At 45.5% G+C, this 18,619-nt stretch carries 17 protein-coding genes; 5 read left to right on the top strand and 12 right to left on the bottom strand.

All coding sequences use genetic code 11. From position 1 onward, the window contains the following. Positions 1 to 92: 92 nt before the first annotated feature. The 10 genes from MKY75_RS09135 to MKY75_RS09090 form a co-directional block, all read right to left on the bottom strand. Entirely contained in the window at positions 93 to 737 is a 645-nt protein-coding gene (locus MKY75_RS09135; RefSeq protein WP_039274815.1) for a GDSL-type esterase/lipase family protein, read from the bottom strand. Positions 738 to 808: 71 nt separating this feature from the next. Then, positions 809 to 1,231 carry a GNAT family N-acetyltransferase gene (locus tag MKY75_RS09130; RefSeq protein WP_029514761.1) on the bottom strand — a complete coding sequence of 141 codons (423 nt, stop codon included), beginning with the start codon at positions 1,229 to 1,231 and terminating at the stop codon, positions 809 to 811. A gap of 43 nt (positions 1,232 to 1,274) precedes the next feature. Beyond that, the gene (locus tag MKY75_RS09125) at positions 1,275 to 1,829 is read right to left on the bottom strand and encodes a nucleotidyltransferase family protein (protein WP_340885062.1); all 555 of its coding nucleotides are present in this window, start codon (positions 1,827 to 1,829) and stop codon (positions 1,275 to 1,277) included. Between the two features lie 19 nt (positions 1,830 to 1,848). Then, on the bottom strand, positions 1,849 to 3,102 hold the full coding sequence (locus tag MKY75_RS09120) for an MDR family MFS transporter (RefSeq protein ID WP_029514763.1): 1,254 nt from the start codon (positions 3,100 to 3,102) through the stop codon (positions 1,849 to 1,851). A gap of 57 nt (positions 3,103 to 3,159) precedes the next feature. After that, entirely contained in the window at positions 3,160 to 4,875 is a 1,716-nt protein-coding gene (locus MKY75_RS09115) for an ATP-binding protein (protein ID WP_029514764.1), read from the bottom strand. A gap of 49 nt (positions 4,876 to 4,924) precedes the next feature. Next, complete coding sequence (locus tag MKY75_RS09110) at positions 4,925 to 5,989, bottom strand: cobalamin B12-binding domain-containing protein (RefSeq protein ID WP_069011378.1); 1,065 nt, start codon at positions 5,987 to 5,989, stop codon at positions 4,925 to 4,927. Positions 5,990 to 6,181: 192 nt separating this feature from the next. Then, a complete protein-coding gene (locus MKY75_RS09105) occupies positions 6,182 to 6,643 on the bottom strand; it encodes a MarR family winged helix-turn-helix transcriptional regulator (RefSeq protein ID WP_013309820.1) in 462 nt (153 codons plus the stop codon). A gap of 199 nt (positions 6,644 to 6,842) precedes the next feature. Further along, positions 6,843 to 7,292, bottom strand: a complete 450-nt coding sequence (locus MKY75_RS09100) for a VanZ family protein (RefSeq protein ID WP_165147658.1) — start codon at positions 7,290 to 7,292, stop codon at positions 6,843 to 6,845. Continuing rightward, entirely contained in the window at positions 7,292 to 7,960 is a 669-nt protein-coding gene (gene rpiA, locus MKY75_RS09095; RefSeq protein ID WP_340885059.1) for a ribose-5-phosphate isomerase RpiA, read from the bottom strand. Before rpiA ends, MKY75_RS09100 begins: the two co-directional genes overlap by 1 nt. 60 nt (positions 7,961 to 8,020) lie before the next feature. Then, complete coding sequence (locus MKY75_RS09090; protein ID WP_029514769.1) at positions 8,021 to 8,491, bottom strand: GNAT family N-acetyltransferase; 471 nt, start codon at positions 8,489 to 8,491, stop codon at positions 8,021 to 8,023. Positions 8,492 to 8,957: 466 nt separating this feature from the next. Here MKY75_RS09090 and MKY75_RS09085 point away from each other — a divergent pair, with 466 nt between their 5' ends. The 3 genes from MKY75_RS09085 (at position 8,958) to MKY75_RS09075 (ending at position 15,686) form a co-directional block, all read left to right on the top strand. Beyond that, positions 8,958 to 10,727: a methyl-accepting chemotaxis protein gene (locus MKY75_RS09085; RefSeq protein ID WP_029514770.1), complete on the top strand. Its 1,770-nt coding sequence runs from the start codon at positions 8,958 to 8,960 to the stop codon at positions 10,725 to 10,727. Between the two features lie 145 nt (positions 10,728 to 10,872). Then, a complete protein-coding gene (locus tag MKY75_RS09080; protein WP_340885057.1) occupies positions 10,873 to 14,568 on the top strand; it encodes a non-ribosomal peptide synthetase family protein in 3,696 nt (1,231 codons plus the stop codon). A gap of 119 nt (positions 14,569 to 14,687) precedes the next feature. After that, positions 14,688 to 15,686 carry a polysaccharide deacetylase family protein gene (locus MKY75_RS09075; protein ID WP_165147683.1) on the top strand — a complete coding sequence of 333 codons (999 nt, stop codon included), beginning with the start codon at positions 14,688 to 14,690 and terminating at the stop codon, positions 15,684 to 15,686. A gap of 91 nt (positions 15,687 to 15,777) precedes the next feature. Here the strand turns inward: MKY75_RS09075 and MKY75_RS09070 are convergent, their stop codons facing one another. Together MKY75_RS09070 and MKY75_RS09065 are read right to left on the bottom strand one after the other, a co-directional pair. Next, on the bottom strand, positions 15,778 to 16,398 hold the full coding sequence (locus tag MKY75_RS09070) for a TraX family protein (protein ID WP_029514773.1): 621 nt from the start codon (positions 16,396 to 16,398) through the stop codon (positions 15,778 to 15,780). 22 nt (positions 16,399 to 16,420) lie between these two features. After that, positions 16,421 to 17,098 carry a CBS domain-containing protein gene (locus MKY75_RS09065; protein WP_049816861.1) on the bottom strand — a complete coding sequence of 226 codons (678 nt, stop codon included), beginning with the start codon at positions 17,096 to 17,098 and terminating at the stop codon, positions 16,421 to 16,423. A 219-nt stretch (positions 17,099 to 17,317) separates the two neighbouring features. Here MKY75_RS09065 and fsa point away from each other — a divergent pair, with 219 nt between their 5' ends. Continuing rightward, positions 17,318 to 17,965, top strand: a complete 648-nt coding sequence (gene fsa, locus MKY75_RS09060) for a fructose-6-phosphate aldolase (RefSeq protein ID WP_013309811.1) — start codon at positions 17,318 to 17,320, stop codon at positions 17,963 to 17,965. Between the two features lie 197 nt (positions 17,966 to 18,162). Beyond that, entirely contained in the window at positions 18,163 to 18,618 is a 456-nt protein-coding gene (locus tag MKY75_RS09055; protein WP_340885056.1) for a MarR family winged helix-turn-helix transcriptional regulator, read from the top strand. Position 18,619 lies beyond the last annotated feature (1 nt).

The following is an 18,619-nucleotide window of genomic DNA, read 5'->3' as shown; positions in this document are numbered from 1 at the left end:
CTAACGCAAACAAAGAGGTTCATAATGGTCAGTTTCTACTGTCATCATGAACCTCTTTCTTTAATATACTTTGTCTGATCCAAAGCATCCTCTCACGCTCGCCTTAATGGCGCATAACCAAGCCGATTCAACTCTTCCGCAATCACGCGATAACCACGACTGTTCGGATGCACCCGGTCTAACGAAAGTAGTGCCCGTTCATAGCCCTCAAATGCGGGATAAATATTCGCCACCCGGTAATTCGGTCCGCCTAATGTATAGAGAAACGAGTTGTACTGACGCACATATACTCCCGCCTCCCTTACTTCTGGAAAAGGATTATATAATCCCACCATTCGAATGATAAATGGCTCACGCTGACCGGACTTTATCTGATACAGGGCATGTACAATTTGGCGTACATGTTCTTTTGTGTGATTCAACGCTTGTGGAATGGAAGAACCCGACAAGCCGGACCCTCCAGCAAGGGCGCTGATGTATGGGCGCAGATCATTCCCGCCGATCGTTACCGTTATAAGTTCAGCCCGGCTGATCGCCGACCGAAAAAGTGGATTGTTGCGGACCATGGACAGCAACTCCTGCGATGTCAGCCCGTTAATTCCCAGATTCTCGTAACTGACTGGCGTACGCAGATGTCTTTCTGCCATTCGCCGATAGATAGGTACAAATCCGCCGCTCAGCAACGTCCCTGCACCTGTTGTTAAAGAATCTCCAATCGCTGTGTAGTGGTACGCCAATGAAACCCACCTCCCTCTTTCTGCATAACATATCTTATGTAGAAAGAGGGACGCGGGACCCGGAGATTCGCTTATTCTTCGTCTATTTCATATACACAATGGAATTGCCCACCATCCGGCAAATCCTCTGATCCATACACGGCAAAGCCCACTTTGCGGAAAAAATCTGCCCCCTCCGCATCCGTGTCCACAGTAAGCCGTTTTGGATTACGCTCCTGAATGAGCGTAAGTAGCATACCTCTGGCATATCCTCTATGACGGTTTTCAGGCAACACGGCCAGATGGCGAATTACAGTTGTTCCATCCTCCTGGTCCTCAAAGCCGACAATACCTACAATAAGTCCTTCATCTTCTACACCGAACAGCTTCCAGTCATCCGAGCCTTGATAGGTACGTAAAGCTGTTTCTCCGCGTTCAGGATGATCCAGCACGGCGTAGGTTAACAGCTCCAGAACTTCCTCACGATCTGAATCTATTTTTATATTTTTAAACATTGTTTGTCGTCTCTCCTTAATATCCTAAAATTAGGATTTCACTCTAATTCTCCATAATAAGCAACGGCCAGTTATCAAGCCATTGCTTCTCAAATACACGCTGCCGAAAAGCCGTTGTGTGACGAAACAAAGGGCTTTGCCGTACCCGCATATCCAGCAGATCTTCCAATCCATGCGGACAAATAACCTCTATTTGATCCTTGTCATTCAATCTAACCGCCACCGCCGTTGCCGTCTCTGGCCAGCGGCTCATCGCATCCTCTACCGAGGAATAAGGAGCCTCCCCGTTGCGAAAATGCATCTGAGCCTGATTTTTGACAGACCAATTACGTCCGGCCTGCTTACGGTTCAAGGACAACTCTAGATACTCATCTCGTTCCTCTAGCGTGTTTTTCGGGTCAAAATAGATAACATCTATATCGTTTAAAGGTGTAGCCGTTGTATACCCATGGAGCTTGTCCCAAACGCGGTTACGTACATAGCCTGCGGCAATACATCCTTGCGGCAACTTCAGCTCTCGCACATAGCGCAAGTCTTCCATTACCTGCGGATCATTCATATATTGTATGACTCGTAGCACATCTTCTTCCGACTTCATCCTGCACTCAACTCCCTTTTTATGATGACAGTTGCTGCACCGATTCTCCTCCTTGAGCCGCGATCCGTGCTGTACGCTGCACCAGGCGGCGGCGTGCGACCAGAAGGAACGGAATGCCAATCACAACCGACAGGGCAACCGGAACAAAAACAACAAGCGGCGCCGTTTGACCATAGATATCCAGCAACCAGCCACCAAATAAAGGAGCCAGCACGCTTCCCAAATTATTAAATCCGATTGTACCGAAGTAGGTCCCTTTATATTGAGCATCTGCAATTTGGTCAATCAATACGTCCAGCATCGTGAACAATAACACTTCACCAACCGTAAACAGCACCATATCCAGTATAAACATCCAGCCTGAGTTTAGCATACCGCACAGCAACAGGCTGACCGCAATACATATATTCCCTGCAATCAGAGAATTCACCGGGGAAAATCGGCTTGCCAGCCGCACCAGCGGATATTGAAATGCCAATACACAAACCGCGTTGACCGTCAGCATATATGTAAACCATCGAGTTCCTTCCGCGAAGGATAAGGACAAGAATTGAGGCATTGTGGAATTGGAATGCGCATAGCCCATTACACAAAATACCGTTCCCAGCAAAATCGGCATAAACACCGGATCACGGCTGGCTGTACGGAATGCCTCAGCCATTCGCAGTGGAGCCTCTCTCGCCGTTGTACCTATATGCAGATCCGATGCATAACGGGCAAATTGGATCAACAACAGTACTCCGTATAGTGCGTACACACCAGCAGCTACCATGAACGGCGTACCATTGGATGCAGATCCTAACATCAAACCAAGCAACGGCCCTGCCACTACCCCAACATTAATGGCCGCATATCTCATATTATAGATAAGCAGTCTTTTCTCCTTGGGGGTTACATCTGATAACAGCGCCCGCGAGGTTGGCTCGAACAAGGACCTGCACAGTCCATTTAGAGCATTAATGACAAAAAAGGCCCAGGCCGCTTCCGCCAACGCAAAAGCAACGAATACAAGCGCCCAGCTCGCAATGGACACCAACATCACCTTACGCCGTCCGATTCGATCTGAAATATATCCACCGTAAAAGCTGGCAAAAATGCCGACCAACGAGCTTACCGACACGATCACCCCCGTATGAAAGGGGGACACTCCTAAACGGGTGGTAAGGTAAATTGACAAAAACGGGATACTCATGGATGTCGCCATCCGCCCGAAAATAGTACCGACAATAATCGTCCAGGCCAGCGGGTGAATGGAACGCAACTGTTCTTTCATATATGCCTCTTACGTTCTCCTTCCGCGTGCAAGTCTAATAAGGGGGGGGAAAACGGTCTAGCACTGGTGAATATAGCGTTCCAGTTCTAAACACGTTGCTTGATAGACAGATTGGAGCGCAGACAACTTCGCTTTCGCATTCTCGAGTCGGTTCTCCCGTGCAAGCTGTTCAATATCCGACAGCAACGAGGACAAACGCCCGACACCCAGACTCACGCTGCCTGATTTCAACTCATGAGCAGCCTCTACTACTTTTGTGACTTCGCCCACAGCAGCCAGTTCTCTTAACTTATTGATTTTGGCAGGTGTATCACTTGTATACATTTCGACCAATGACTCCAGTAGTGCCGTGCTGCCATCCTCGTCCAGCAGCATAATTTCACGTATAACTTCCTTATCCAAAATCGGCTCGGTTTCCGGCTTTGGAAGCCATTTGACAAGCTTTTCAGAGAGCTTTTCAATCGTTACTGGCTTTATCAAGTAATCGTTCACTCCAACCTCCCGGCCCCGTGCCTGATCCTCCTCAGACACATTCCCGGTCAAAGAAATGATCGGTACAGGTGGTTGCTGGTTTTCTGCTTCCCGCTGGCGGATCGCTTTTGCCGCATCATGACCATTTAGCAGAGGCATGTAATGATCCATTAGAATACAAGCGTAGGATCGTTCGGAGGCCGCTTTTACAGCAGCTTGTCCATCCTCAGCAAAATCAATATGCTGGAATCCCAAATGGTTAAGCTGTAATTGCACCACCTGACGATTTACCCGATTATCCTCAGCCACCAAAATAGTTAGAGAATGACTATGCTCACGCAGCAACTCGCTAAATACCTTTAAATCACCATTTTCACGCTTCTCCATTTCGCCTGCCTGCTCCAATCCTTTCATGAGGGGAATTTCAAACCAGAACGTGGAGCCTTGGCCTTCTGTACTGACGACCCCAATTTCTCCCTGCATGAGTTCCACAAATGAACTGCATATCCATAGCCCTAGACCCGTTCCTCCATATTGGGAGGCGCTGCCTTCACCGGCTTGTACATAAGGCTGAAACAGCTTATTCTGATCCTCCGGTGAAATCCCAATACCCGAATCCTGCACCTCAAACCGAACACGTTGGGAGTCTTTTGTTTCCTCCACTAATTTTGTTCGAATGATGAGCAATCCTTCACTCGTAAATTTATTCGCATTGTTCAACAGATTGAGCAAGATCTGCATGATCCTTGCCGAATCTCCCTCCAGATGCTCTGCCACACCGGTATCGGTCTCTATACTCAACCGGTTACCCATCTGATAGATTTGCGGCTCCAACAACTGAGCAACATGGCTCATAATCGCCTGAACTCTGACGTTTCCGATCTCCAGTTCCATCTGTCCTGCTTCCACTTTGGATATATCAAGCAGATTATTAATCATGTTCAATAACAGGGAGGCTGACTCACGTATCACACCGATGGCCTGCCGTTGATCCGGGGAAAGTTTGGATGAACCTAACATTTCGATCATTCCAAGTATTCCGTTCATTGGCGTTCTGAATTCATGACTAACCACAGCCAGAAAAGTGCTCTTTAGGTCATTAGCCCGTACCGCTTCTTCCTTCGTCCGTGATAATTCCGCATTGCTTTTGGCAAGCTGACGCTGCAGATTAACCAGCTCGTTGTTCATCGCTGAAAATTCATTCAGCAGCTTTTCTTCCTCAGCCTTGCTTTTCACTATCTCATCCGTTAATTGTTCGACCGTTTTCCGCAGAACAGCCATTTCTGCTGTCGGTTCCTTCATATTAAAAGGCCCCCTTTACAAAATGACTTACAGGTTCACAAAACCAACCTTATTTCCTGAGCGAAAGTAAGTCACCCGCAACCTCCAGCGCTTCTTCCGCACCTGGTGCGTATCCGTCCGCCCCTACTTCTTGCCACAAGAGGGAATCGAGATTAAAAGGCAAGCCTCCGACCATAATTTTCACATGGCTAGTCGTTGGGTCTTGCCGAATGAGAGCAATCAACTCTTTCACTAGATGGACATGGTAAGCCATGGTAGCTGAGATAGCCACTACATCCGCCTTGTAACTCACAATGGCCTGAAGCAAACTCCGGTTAGGTACATTGGCGCCTAAATAATACGTATCCCAACCATCCATTTCAAATATATCAGCCAGCATACGCACTCCAATTTCATGCTGCTCGCTGCCTACACACGCCGCCACCAGGCAGCGTTCCTTACTTCCACTCCCCATCCATCTGGGATACAGGCTTGAAATAATAAATTGAGTCACGGCAGTGCAAAAATGCTCTTGACCGACGGTGATTTTGCCTTCATGCCATAGACGGCCTATTTCATATTGCGAAATTTGAAAAATATATTTATACGTATGTTGAATAGAGATACCCTCATCCAGCAAGCGAACGATCCAATCCAAAGCCTGTCTGCGATTACCTGAGAGTAAATATTCCAAATATTGAGCCACGTCAGCAGCATAGGGATTATCACCTGTAATAAAAGAGGCATACTCCTCTTTCTTCCCAATTTGCTGTATCCCCAAATCCAGGTGCTCCAGCACCATGACTTTATTCGTATGATCGAAGTGCTCTACCAATGTCTCCTGGATTAATCTGAAATTGATGCTCAAATCTTCTTGGGTTATCCCGAAACCCTCCAGAAGCTTTTTTAACCAAGAAACATACTGTGTAAATAAAATAGGGCTGTTCATGATTACACTTTCAGCCAAATAGTTCAAACTATATATGGAATCCTGTTTTGTCTTTATTTTACCGTTATCCCCAAAACGCTGCAAAAGATCGGGCTGTAATTCGTATTGCTTATGGGTAACTAATTCAGCCAAAGCTCCTGCTTGCATCAATAGCGATTCACCTGCGGTGTATTGCTGTATACTCATGTACAGCTCCTTCCCCGACAAGGTTTTGTATTCGAAACAGGTACTGGGAATTTGTTCCGGACGTGACTATTAGACAATTATACCTGATTTGCGTCCCTACATTAACCCTACTCCCCCATAATACGACAAAAAAATAAAATACCGAAAAGTCGGTATTTTATCTAAAGCAGATTTAACCTGTACATGCACCGTTTATGATCCGTTACTCTTCTGCCCCTCAGCCGTTAGTCCAAGCTTTTTTAACAGATGAATAGCCTGCTCCTTCTCTTCCACAGATAAGCCATCCACGGTCTCCATAATGACACGATGATGCTGCGGGAATATTTGCTCAAAGAAATGACGTCCATCATCAGTCAATTCTGCATAAATCACACGCCGATCATCTTGCGAAGCACGACGGGTAAGCAAGTTTTTCTTCTGAAGTTTATCGACCACGTACGTAATATTCCCACTAGAGATTAGTACCTTTTCTCCAATTTTCTGTAAAGGCTGTGGCCCCCGATAATACAGCAGATCAAGCACACCAAATTCTGTTGTATTTAATCCATGACTATGAATGTCCCGATTCGTACGAGACGTGACCGAATTATAAGCACGAGCCAGAACAACGAACAAGTTAAGTGCTAGGTCCTGATCATCTGGTTTTACAGACATATTAACAGCCTCCGTTACTCATATCTTTATTCCAAGATATCTTAATTGTGCGCTTTTGTCAAGTTTAAGCGTTCCTCCCCCTACTCCTACGGCCTAAAAATGGAGGAATTGTCGTCTATTATGTGAAGATTACAGTTCATTATGTAAAAAAAGCCCGCTCTCAGCCAGTCTTAACACACTGATCCAGAGAGCAGGACGATTATATTGCAATCCCTAACTTCTTACGTAAAAATACGTAGGCAATACGGCCGCATAATACTCCCAGAACATTCAGTATGATGTCATCCACATCCATTGTACCTGCGCCCAGCAGCATTTGGGACACCTCAAGAATGACCAGTGCGATCACTATCGTTAACAACAGACTGCCTATACTTCGCATGGACACCCAAATGATAGGCACAAGGATACCGAAGGGAATGAATACGCCAATATTACCGAGCAAATTAACACCCCATACCCGAAAAGGAAACGACTCCATTGCCCGCCAGTATTGCCTGATCGTATCAAACGGCACAATATTATACGAATACGGGGGTCCTGGCCGTAATGTACGACCAAAACCGAGAAACATCCAATATAATAGAAGTCCTGTATATAAAATCAATAACACCAATGCCACATGATGAAGCAGACGGGTCCTAGACATTACTTGTTACGGACGTCGATCTGTCCATTGGCCCGTGCGATAATCACCTGGTCCGCCATATTAATGAACAGTCCGTTATCGACTACTCCCGGAATTTGGTTCAAGCGGATTTCCAACTCCTGCGGATTCTCAATCGTACCATAGCGACAATCGGCAATATAATTACCGTTATCCGTAAGGTAGCGCTCGGCGTCTTTCTTACGCCACTCCGCTTTGCAGCCCGTCTGCCGCAAGGCCTCCAACGTCCATTCACTGGCAAAGGGTACGACCTCAACGGGTAAAGGAAATGCACCCAGTACCTTCACATCCTTGGACTCATCGACAATAATAATTAATCGGTCGCTATTGCTTTCCACAATTTTCTCTCTCAGCAGGGCTCCGCCTCCACCTTTCACCAGTACCAGTTGCTCGTTCACTTCATCTGCACCGTCGATGGTAACATCAAGCCTTCCAATCTGATCAAACGGAATGATGGGAATTCCCAGCTCCCTGGCCTGATCTTCCGAGGCTTGGGATGTAGCTACAGCCTGTATATGTAATCCTTGCGCTACACGCTCACCAATTTTTTGAATAGCCCAAAAGGCTGTCGAGCCTGTACCAAGTCCTACTTTCATACCGTCCTGAATCGCCTCAACTGCTTTTTCAGCCGCTTTTTGCTTTAAATTCATTATCATCTCTCCCGCTATATAGGCTAGTATTGATCATCATCCATTTTATAAGAGAACGCTTTATATTAATAGAGACAGCTTTTTACCATAACAAAGGCTGTTTTCATCGTGTTCATACTCCCCAAATCGTTCAACAGGTTCGTATCCCCGCTTGGTATAGAGAGCAATCGCTTCAGGTTGAGCCGCTCCGGTCTCCAGTTTAATTCTTACAACTCCCCGTTTGCTGGCTTCCTCTTCCAAAAAAGATAATAGGCTCACCGCAATCCCTTGTCTGCGATAAGAGGAATCGACATAAAATCTTTTAAGTTCCATTTCTTCCGCATCTATAGGCCTAAGCCCTCCACAAGCCACCGGTTTTTCGTCCACATACACAACAGCGAAAAACATTTCTTTAACTTTCGGATTGGAAAAATCAACCAAGTAAATTTCATCGGCAGGATACCTTTCCAGCAAGTCCTCATCCAGCCTTTGAATCAACTTATGCAGATCCTCGTGATTACTCTCAACCTTTAAAATCGTAAGCTTGGACATTCTTCTTATCCCTCTTCTCTTTGCATGGATATAAAGACTCATTTGCAAACAATTCACAAAAACCGCGATAAATCAAGCATTTACAACGTTAAATATGAAAAATGTCCCAAATTGATAAGTGCATTTGACTCTATTATAAAGTATGATGGTTTCTGTTGAATAGTTGCTTATGGACTGTAATGAATTCAAATCTCAAGTTGAAGTATAAATTGGAATATACTGAAACACAGACAGCGTTTACCTATTAAAATTAATTTTTTATTGTGTAAGGTATTCATTTCAAGGGCTTTTCGTACGACATATATATAGGGATATCATACTTGTCTGTAAAAGGACTTAAGACCTATTACATAAAATTCAAGGGTCTATGATCTCGATTATTTTGTTTGTAAGGGGGACTTGATTATCTCATTCGATAAGCGGTTCAACACCATATACAAAAAATACAACCAGGGAGTGGAACATTTTGAAAAAGTGGAGTAGCTTATCATTCTTCACCAAAAACCTATTATTATCCTTCTTCAACATCGTATTGATTGGGCTAGTTCTTATTGTGTCCAGCTATTTGATCCAACGTACGATTTTGATAGACCAATTGCATGGGCAAGTGGAAAAAATCACATTGAAGTGGGCCCAGGGCATTAATTCCGATGAAGTAACCCAAGCGGTTCAAGAGAAAAATTATGATGGACCCATTCAAACCAAACTCCGCGCGTACCTAGATAACATCATGGCGACGAATCCAAATATCTCTCATGCCTATATTTTCGGGACGGAGCTCGAAAATGGCAATCTGACATCTATTGTGGCGATGCCAACGGATCTCAGAGAAGCATTTGAAAAAGATAAGATGCTCGTTGGCTCTATGTATGAGCAACCCAATGTCGTGGCAGTAGGCGTAACCGGTATGCTGGACAGTGGCAAACCAACATTCACCAGCTTCTACGATGATACTTTTGGTACATGGACGACTTTGATGACTCCGATTAAAGATCCAAGCGGCAAAATCTTTGCATATTTTGCAGTCGATGCAGATGCCGGTGCCGTACCTGCAGGATTGACCAAGCTGCTCATTAGCGGCGCTACCATTTTAGTGATTTTCCTACTGATCTGCCTGGCGCTTCAATATTGGGTTGTGAAACGTACGCTGTCCCCGATTAAGCAATTGATGTACGGTATCAGCGAAGTAAGCAGAGGAAATCTGGATGTTCAAATTCATGCAGGTCATGATGATTTGGGACTCGTAAATCAGAATTTCAACGATATGGTAAGTCATATTAACAGCATTATGACTAAAGTGAAGCAGACAACTGATGAAGTCAATGAATCCGCCAAAGAATTACTCGCAATCTGCGAACAAAACGGAATCAATTCCAACATCATCAATCAAAACATCAGTGAAATCACGGAGAATATCCGTTCGCAGGAAAAAGCAACAGGCGATAGTGCACGTGCCATGGCTGAAATGGCTTCGGTCATTCAAAATATTGCCACGAGTTCTTCCAATGTTGCGGAAGAAGCCAATTCGGTAGAGAAACGCTCTAACGAAGGCAACGAGATTGTAAGTAAGGTATCATCCCAAATGCACTTGATTACCGATACAGTAACCAATACTTCCCGTATCATCAAGTTGCTGGACAGTCGTTCGCAGGAAATTGGCAATATCATCAGTACCATTTCAGGCATCTCCAGTCAAACCAACCTGCTCGCTCTGAACGCTTCTATTGAAGCTGCGCGCGTTGGTGAAGAAGGTAAAGGCTTTGCCGTCGTTGCCAGTGAAGTACGTAAGCTGGCAGAACAATCTGCGGAGGCAACCAAACAGATTACATCACTGATTGAAGAAATTCAAAATGAAATCGGACAAGCTGTGAAATCGATGGAGCAAGGAAACGTTGAAGTTCAAAACGGAATCGTCGTTGCTGGACAAGCAGGCGTGCTGTTCAATGATATTCTTCAAGCAACTAAAAATGTAGCATGGCAAATCCAAGAAGTATCCAGCGCTACTGAGCAAATATCTGCGGGTACACAGGAAATGACAGCGACAGCAGACGATCTTTCTTCCACTGTAACCAAAACAGCCAATAACAGTGTTCACATTGTGCAAACGGTGGAGGAACAAAAAGCTTCTTTGGATTCGATTATTGATTCATCCCATAAATTGACATCCATGTCTGAAGAGCTTCAAGAAATTACATCTTATTTCAAAATTGCAGACACCAACCGTAGCAAATCATAATAGCCATTTATCGACTTAAAGTTAATTTCATAGTTAATCATTCATTCGGTAATGCCTCCCTCCTGTTCATGCATTTGAAGGGAGCGAGGCATTTACTGAGTTTACCATTTATATTAAGACATCATACATTCAGGAGGTTAGCGTAATGGCTTCATTACTACAAAACAGTACACAGACAACCCCTTCCCCATTCCTAGTTCCCTTGGATTATGCACGTATACAACGCAAGCATACATCCTCTACTTATCAAGTAGAGTTAGAAGCGTCCATCTCGGAACAATTAAATCAGCAAAAAACTGCGGGAGACAAACAAGCGTTGCTCTTATCAGCATATACTGCATGGGTATATCGCCTTTCCGCAGAAGAAGAAGTTTCTTTTTCTACTTTCGTGCCACAAACTGGTCTGCTTACAGCTTCGCTGACAGTCGAAAAAGAAACGACTTTTCATGAACTAGCAGACTTATTTCAGGAGATGCTCCGTGAGCCAAGTGCATACCTTGCGGAACCACAAGCCGATACTTCATTTTCGGCAAATCTGCCTACGGACAGCGGTGTAGAATCTCGTATTATGGACTGGGCTGTCAGTGAACACAATGGCACTTATCAAATACAGATACGATATGATCAATCACTATTGCTGGAAACAACGGTTGTCCGATACGCAGAATACTTTGAAACCCTTTTGCGTGGCGCGCTAACCAATAGCCATGCACTTGTGAATTCAATTGATATATTATCGGATGCAGATCGAGCTGCTCACGAAGATCTAAATAATACAGTCGTGAAATATCCTGAGCATCAGACCATTCATGGAATGTTTGAAGAGGCGGCTTCACAATACCCTGATCGTCCCGCTATTGCTTCACACACTGGGGAGTACACGTACCGTGAGTTGAACGAACGTGCTAACCAAGTCGCACGTGTCTTGTTATCCAAAGGTCTTACCAAAGGTGAATTCGTGACCATCTTCATGGAACGGAGCTTAGAGACCGTTATTTCACTGCTTGGTATCCTAAAAGCCGGAGGCGTATATGTGCCTGTTGATCCCGCCCACCCCGCTGACCGGAGTAGCTACATTGTCGAAGACACGCGTTCTCCTTTTGTCTTAACAACTTCCGCACTCATGGAACAAGCGACTGAACTGTGCGGTTCTATTGAGACGGTAAAAGAAATTTTAGCTATTAACGGGCCGCTGGCAGGCTATGCTGCAAGCAATCCGAACGTTCGTGTGAGTCCGGATGATCTAGCTTATGTCATCTATACATCCGGCTCTACAGGCAAACCGAAAGGTGCCCTGATCGCTCACCGCGGTGTTGTTAACCTAGGAGCTGTCGTGCAACGCGATTGCGACATTACACCTCAGGATGTATTGACCCAATTTGCGACCTACAGCTTCGATGCATCCGTTTGGGATACCATTGGAGCCTTGTTTTACGGTGCAAAATTGTACTTGCTGTCTTCCGAAGAACGTGTATCTGTTGAAGAATTTGCTGAAGCCATTGCACGTACAGGCACGACGATTATTACCATTTTGCCGACCGTATTCTTTAATCAGCTATCTACGTACTTGTCAGACGAAGGCTATCGCAAACTCGCTAAGGTACGGATTGTTACTGTAGCAGGCGAAGCGCTGTACGGTTCCCAAGTTCGAGCGTTCCAAAGCAAATTCGGCACAGATACCGACATCGTAAACGTATACGGACCGACCGAATGCACCGTAGCGACAACGACCCATCGGGTCCGCGGTGCCGTGCCTGAGCATGTCGTCAATATCCCGATCGGCAAGCCGATTTACAATTACAAAGTGTATATCGTTAACGATGATAACAAACTCTGCCCAGTTAATATTCCGGGTGAAGTATGTATTGCTACTCCTGCATTGGCCCATGGTTATCTCCATCAGCCAGAACGTACAGCGCAATCGTTCGTGGACAATCCTTTTGTTCCGGGTGAAAAAATGTACCGCTCGGGTGATATCGCCAAGCTGCTGCCAGACGGTACGATTGAATACGTAAGCCGCAAGGATTCGCAGCTCAAAATTCGTGGAAATCGGATTGAAATCGGAGAAATTGAAGACCATTTTTCCAAACATCCAGGTGTTCAGGACGTCGCTGTGGTAGCCGTCAAAGATCACACAGATCAGAACATGCTAGTTGGCTATTTCACCACTTCGGATGGACAATCTATTCCACAGGACGTTATTCAGTCTTATATTGGGGGCAAGCTGCCTTCTTATTTTGTACCGAGTCATGTCGTTCATTTGGAAGCTATGCCAATTTCACCAACTGGCAAGATCGATCGCAAAAAGCTGGCCCTGCGACCACTACCGGAAGCGTCTGATCTTTCATTTGGCGGGGAACCTCTCCGAGAAGGAACCGAAACACTCATTGCCGAAGCATGGACTCAAGTGCTTGGTAAAAATAACATTGGCGCTACCGATGATTTCTTCCTGATCGGGGGCGATTCGCTTCGTGTCATCCATGTGCTGGCTATTTTGAAGCCGCGTTATGGCGCGCTGCGCATCGGAGATTTTTTCCGCTACAAAACCGTTCGTGAGCTTGCTGAATACGTGGAACAATTAGGTACGGAACAAATGCCGCAACGCAAGCCACTCGCGATTTCTCAAGAAAAAATGGACTTGAATGAGCATCCTATTGAGTTGTCTGGTGCTTCTGACTTAGCTGAAGTCCGCGACTTGCGCGTGATTTTGTTGACCGGTGCTACAGGCTATCTGGGCTCGCACATTCTGTATGACCTACTTCAACGAACAGAAGCCAAAGTATACGCGATGGTACGCCCTTCTCAGAACGGTCCATCCGGTATTGAGCGTATTCAGTCCGTATTGACAGGATATTTTGGACAAGATGTCTCCAGCCTGATCGAAGGACGGGTAAAGGCTGTCTATGGGGATCTGGAGCAAGCTGATCTGGGTCTCTCTTCCCTCGACCGCCATATGCTGGAGCACCAAATCGACGGCATCATTCACAGCGCCGCTGACGTTCGCCATTTTGGTGATTCTGCAGCCTTCGATCGCACGAATGTGACCGGAACACTGGAACTGTTGAAAATCGCTCAAGCCAAGCCAGGAGTATCCTTCCATCATGTCTCCACTATGGGAATACCGGAGGATCTTGCTAACGAAGGAAAATGGGAGTCGGCATTGGAGCTTTCTGCCTTCCCAGACGAACTGAATGTGGACAACCTGTACACGAATAGTAAACTGGCTGCGGAGAAGCTGTTGTTCCAAGCAGCTCAAGCGGGTACGCCTGTCTCGATCTATCGCGCGGGTAATTTGACAGCCCATTCGGCCAACGGACGCTTCCAGCGAAATATTGATAGCAATGCTTATTATCGTATGATGAAGGCGATGCTGCTGCTGGGCAAAGCGCCACAAGCCGATTGGCATACGGACTTCACACCGATTGATTACGCCAGCCGTGCTATCGTAGAGCTGTCTGTTCATCAAAAAAGCGCAAACCGTATTTTCCATATCTGCAATCCGAACCCACTGCCATATGATGAACTGATCGCTATGGTAAACCAACTCGGTTACGCAGTAGAAACCCTGCCTTTTGACGATTACAGCGCCTGGTTGCTAAATCCGTCTTCCGGCATTCAGGAGGATGCACTTCACCTTGCTATGGGACAACTGGAAGGTGACGGAGCCAAGGATTCAGCTTACCGTTACGGATGCTCTGTAACCACAGCTCTGCTGGAACAAGCTGGCGTTCAATGCCCGGCAACCGACCTGAATTTTATTCGGAACATGATCCAGCATGCCGTCGAGATCGGTTACTTCCCGACCTCTTCACCGGTATCTGTAAAAGCTACACAGAGGTAACAAAGTTGTGATATTTCCCCCGCGTGTTTTCGGTATGATAGACTAGATTTTGCTAGTTTCATATCTAGTATAAACCTCTATACTTTCAGAATTTTTTTGCATGCGGGGGATGTCATTCAATGAAACACACTTTTTTTAAAAGAACGTTGCTGATCATAAGTTTGTTGGCTATTTTAGGAATTTTGGTGTATGAAGCACGTAGCATATACCACACACCTACAGTTAAAGGGGCTCATCGTACACGCACAGCTAATGCAGATCGACTGGTACGCCATTTATTTTCAATGACGCCTACACCAGATAAAGTATATTACCAAAACAAAGTAATTGTCCTGATGTATCATGAGGTGACCAAGACTCCACCTGATCCCGGTGCTCTCAAGCTTAGTAATTTAACGAGGCAGTTGGACGAAATGAAAGCTAACGGCTTCCACTGGATCACGATGAAAGAGTATACGGATTTTATTTTACATAAAGCCAAGGTTCCTGATAATGCGGTACTTATGACATTCGACGATGGCTACGAGTCCTTTTATACGGACACTTTTCCTGTGTTGAAAAAGTACCAGGTACCGGCAACCAATTTTCTCATCACGTCCACGATCAGCAATCCCAAACATATTGGTATTCCAAAGCTGACATGGGATCAAATTCATCAGATGCATGCTGAAGGCATTGATTTCTACAATCATACCAATGACCAGCATGCTTACGGATACTCCAACACAGCGCGCACCCAACAAAAGCCGCTTCTGATGGCTCCAGTGTATTCGAAAAAGCTGGGGCGAATGGAAACCGAGAATGAGTTCAAACAGCGAGTTTCTACCGATTTGGACATGGCTGACAAGAAGCTGTTCAAGCATCTACACAATGATCAGAATGTACTTGCCTTCCCTTATGGTGGGTATACCAAGGAGACGATGGAAATTTGCCGTTCCTTGGGTATTGACGTTACGTTTACGGTGAAACGCGGGATTAACTCGCCAGGGCAAACGAACGGCTATCGCGTCAATGCAGGTGGAATACACAATATTCCCGAAGTATTGGTGCAATACATGAAGGAAGGTGCTCCCCTTCGCCCACTTCCTTTTGCTCAAGGTCCCAACAAGGTATCCTAAACGTTGGCTAGCTTATTGAAGGATAAAAAAGAACCTTTAAAACCATTTTATGTCGTGGTTTTAAAGGTTTTTTTAATGTATGAGATGTAGATTAGGGCCAGATGCGAATTGCCGCGATAACAGCCAGATGTACCGGGTAAAAGCTACGCCACAACCAACGCGGTACCCGACTATAAAATCCGCTTTCTCCAGTTGCAAAACATACGATCAGAATACTGGACAGCAGACTAAAGTGCTGAAGATTCGCGTGATGCACCATATCATACACTACGTTCAAAACAAAATGGGCTGCAATCATCATATATGAACGGGTGTATCGATAAATCAGAACCAACAGCAGTCCATAGGCTCCGTAATCCATCTGGCTGAGCTCCATAACCAGAGCTGAGACGACGTACAGGCACGTTACAGCCGTCCAATGCTTTAAGCGGGATGCAGCAGCCAACGCAAGCAACGAGGTCAATAGCGTCCAGATTACGTTCGGTCTAAGCACATCAAACGCCAGCATATAGGGCACCTGAGAAATCAGAGCCAGTCCGAGTAGACGGAGCATATAGCTCTGCATGTCTCGGGTATGAGTATATCCCGCATACAGCGCGTACGCGTAGATTGGAAAAGCAAGCCTGCCGGCAATTCTCCAAGCCGGATCCGTCGGAAAAAACACAAGTCCGACATGGTCAATCAGCATCGTCAGCATGGCCAACCAGTACATACAAGGCCCCCTTATTTATGTTTTACGTTTTATCTTCTGTCAAGCTCAGAATGGCGTTCATGATGTCCGTTTTCGTAACCCGCCCTACCAACTCCCGAATTGGAGTTGAAGAGCTACATTGCTCGTCCAAAACTGGAAGACAATTGACCTGATGCCGAATCAGTTTCGATATCGCTTCCAGTAAAGTGTCTTCTGGAGCAAGCGTCGTCATTTGGGCCCGGCGCGTCATTGCCATGGTCACCGGGACGGTGTGAAGATCGGTATGCCCCAGCATGACCTTCAGCAAATCCTTGCGGGTAACAATTCCAATGAGCTCCTGCTCCTCTCCTGTGACCATCAGGGTGCCTGTATTTTGCTGAAACAGCATCAGCACCGCATCATAGGCGGTCGTGTCACCGGAAATCAAAATCGGATCACTAAGTATATCCGCCACCGTCAGCTTTTTGAGCATGTTGCCGATATGACTATCATATTTAGGATGACGCCCTGGCAGGTAGCCTACCTTCGGCTTGGCATCCACCAGTCCGAGCATAACGAGCAGAGCAAGGTCAGAACGGAGAGTCGGACGCGTCAATCCCAGTGTTTCAGCAATTTTATCCCCCGTAACAGGTGCCAGACGCTGGACAATATCAACAATTTCCCGCTGTCTTTCAGACAGTTGAATAATGATTACCTCCTTATGGAGTGGGGTAGAATACATTATAAAGAGTATAGATCGGTAAATTTCAGGCATCTTCCGACAATTCATCAAATTTTAATCATACACCGCTTGTTTTCAAATTTAAAATGTGTCACAATTAAGAATGTAATACATACTAATTATAAGTTTAACGTGTGCAATATGCTACATTTATAATGAACTATTGTACATCGCGTGTGATATGTATTATGTATTATATAAACCTGAGGAGGAAATCAAATGAAATTTTTCTTGGATACTGGTAACATTGAAGAAATCAAACGTATTGAACGTTTGGGTCTGGTTGATGGTGTAACAACGAACCCTTCACTGATCGCTAAGGAAGGTCGAGTGTTCAAGGAAGTCATTCAGGAGATTTGCAGTATCGTTGAAGGTCCCGTAAGTGCTGAGGTTATTGGTCTGAAGGCTGAAGATATGCTCAAAGAAGCTTATGATATCGCCAAGTGGGCACCGAACGTGGTTATCAAGCTTCCTATGACTGAAGATGGCTTGTATGCTTGTAACGAGCTGACCAAGAACGGAATCAAAACGAATGTAACACTGATTTTCTCCGCGGCTCAAGGTTTGATGGCAGCCAAAGCTGGCGCTACTTTTATCAGCCCGTTCGTAGGACGTCTGGATGATATCGCTGTTGACGGTATGAAGCTGATTCGTGAACTGAGACAAATTTTGGACATTCATGGTCTGAAATCTGAAATCATCGCCGCATCCATCCGCAATATTAAGCATGTAGAAGATGCTGCTCTGTCTGGTGCACATATTGCCACCATTCCAGGTTCCTTGCTCCCTTCTCTGTGGAAACATCCGCTGACAGACAGCGGTATCGAACGCTTCCTGAAGGACTGGGAAACTGTACCAAAAGCTTAATTCGCCAGTCATGGCAAACGATATTATATCAACCCAAGCAGCCCGTATTTTACGGGCTGTTTTTTTTGCTGTAGTGATAGCAGAACCCAAAACGCTGAACAACTTTTTTTGACAAAATAACTTGTTGTTCATATAATTGTTATAACAACTAATTAATTTCGAAGTAATTTATGTACGGGAAACGGAAAGGAGTACCTATGAATAACTTGCCTCCCGATTGTTCCATTGGGATGTTGCTCGGGATTACTCACCGCAAAATGAGTCAGCAGCTCCTGCAGCGTCTCAAACCTTATGATATTTCCCCAGAGCAATGGTCGGTTCTGTACCAAATCTATCAGGCTGAGGGTTTAAATCAGAAAGAAATTGCAGCTAAGGCCGTGAAGGACCAGCCTACCACGACTCGAATTATTGATTTGTTGGACAAGAAGGGCTGGGTACGGCGTGTGAATAGTCCACAGGATCGTCGGGCCTATTTGCTTCATCTGACTGAAACAGGCCGACAGCTTGTGGAGAAGACTCTTCCTGTCGAACTTGATACCAATCACGATTTTGTAAAAGGAATTTCCTCGGCCGATCTGAAGCAATTCCGCCGGACTCTTTTACAAATTCACGCCAACATGACCGAATCAGAAAAACAAGGAGAGAACGATTAAT

This window comes from Paenibacillus sp. FSL L8-0663 (genome assembly GCF_038008125.1).
Lineage (GTDB): Bacteria > Bacillota > Bacilli > Paenibacillales > Paenibacillaceae > Paenibacillus > Paenibacillus polymyxa_D.
The sequence above is the reverse complement of the archived record's forward strand: the minus strand, read 5'-3'. Positions and strand labels throughout refer to the sequence as shown.

Excerpts from the sequence above, each read along its gene's own strand:
- MKY75_RS09130 (WP_029514761.1), bottom strand. The coding sequence starts at position 1,231 with ATGTTTAAAAATATAAAAATAGATTCAGATCGTGAGGAAGTTCTGGAG.
- MKY75_RS09125 (WP_340885062.1), bottom strand. The coding sequence starts at position 1,829 with ATGAAGTCGGAAGAAGATGTGCTACGAGTCATACAATATATGAATGAT.
- MKY75_RS09120 (WP_029514763.1), bottom strand. The coding sequence starts at position 3,102 with ATGAAAGAACAGTTGCGTTCCATTCACCCGCTGGCCTGGACGATTATT.
- MKY75_RS09115 (WP_029514764.1), bottom strand. The coding sequence starts at position 4,875 with ATGAAGGAACCGACAGCAGAAATGGCTGTTCTGCGGAAAACGGTCGAA.
- MKY75_RS09110 (WP_069011378.1), bottom strand. The coding sequence starts at position 5,989 with ATGAGTATACAGCAATACACCGCAGGTGAATCGCTATTGATGCAAGCA.
- MKY75_RS09105 (WP_013309820.1), bottom strand. The coding sequence starts at position 6,643 with ATGTCTGTAAAACCAGATGATCAGGACCTAGCACTTAACTTGTTCGTT.
- MKY75_RS09100 (WP_165147658.1), bottom strand. The coding sequence starts at position 7,292 with ATGTCTAGGACCCGTCTGCTTCATCATGTGGCATTGGTGTTATTGATT.
- rpiA (WP_340885059.1), bottom strand. The coding sequence starts at position 7,960 with ATGAATTTAAAGCAAAAAGCGGCTGAAAAAGCAGTTGAGGCGATTCAG.
- MKY75_RS09090 (WP_029514769.1), bottom strand. The coding sequence starts at position 8,491 with ATGTCCAAGCTTACGATTTTAAAGGTTGAGAGTAATCACGAGGATCTG.
- MKY75_RS09080 (WP_340885057.1), top strand. The coding sequence starts at position 10,873 with ATGGCTTCATTACTACAAAACAGTACACAGACAACCCCTTCCCCATTC.
- MKY75_RS09075 (WP_165147683.1), top strand. The coding sequence starts at position 14,688 with ATGAAACACACTTTTTTTAAAAGAACGTTGCTGATCATAAGTTTGTTG.
- MKY75_RS09070 (WP_029514773.1), bottom strand. The coding sequence starts at position 16,398 with ATGTACTGGTTGGCCATGCTGACGATGCTGATTGACCATGTCGGACTT.
- MKY75_RS09065 (WP_049816861.1), bottom strand. The coding sequence starts at position 17,098 with ATGTATTCTACCCCACTCCATAAGGAGGTAATCATTATTCAACTGTCT.
- fsa (WP_013309811.1), top strand. The coding sequence starts at position 17,318 with ATGAAATTTTTCTTGGATACTGGTAACATTGAAGAAATCAAACGTATT.
- MKY75_RS09055 (WP_340885056.1), top strand. The coding sequence starts at position 18,163 with ATGAATAACTTGCCTCCCGATTGTTCCATTGGGATGTTGCTCGGGATT.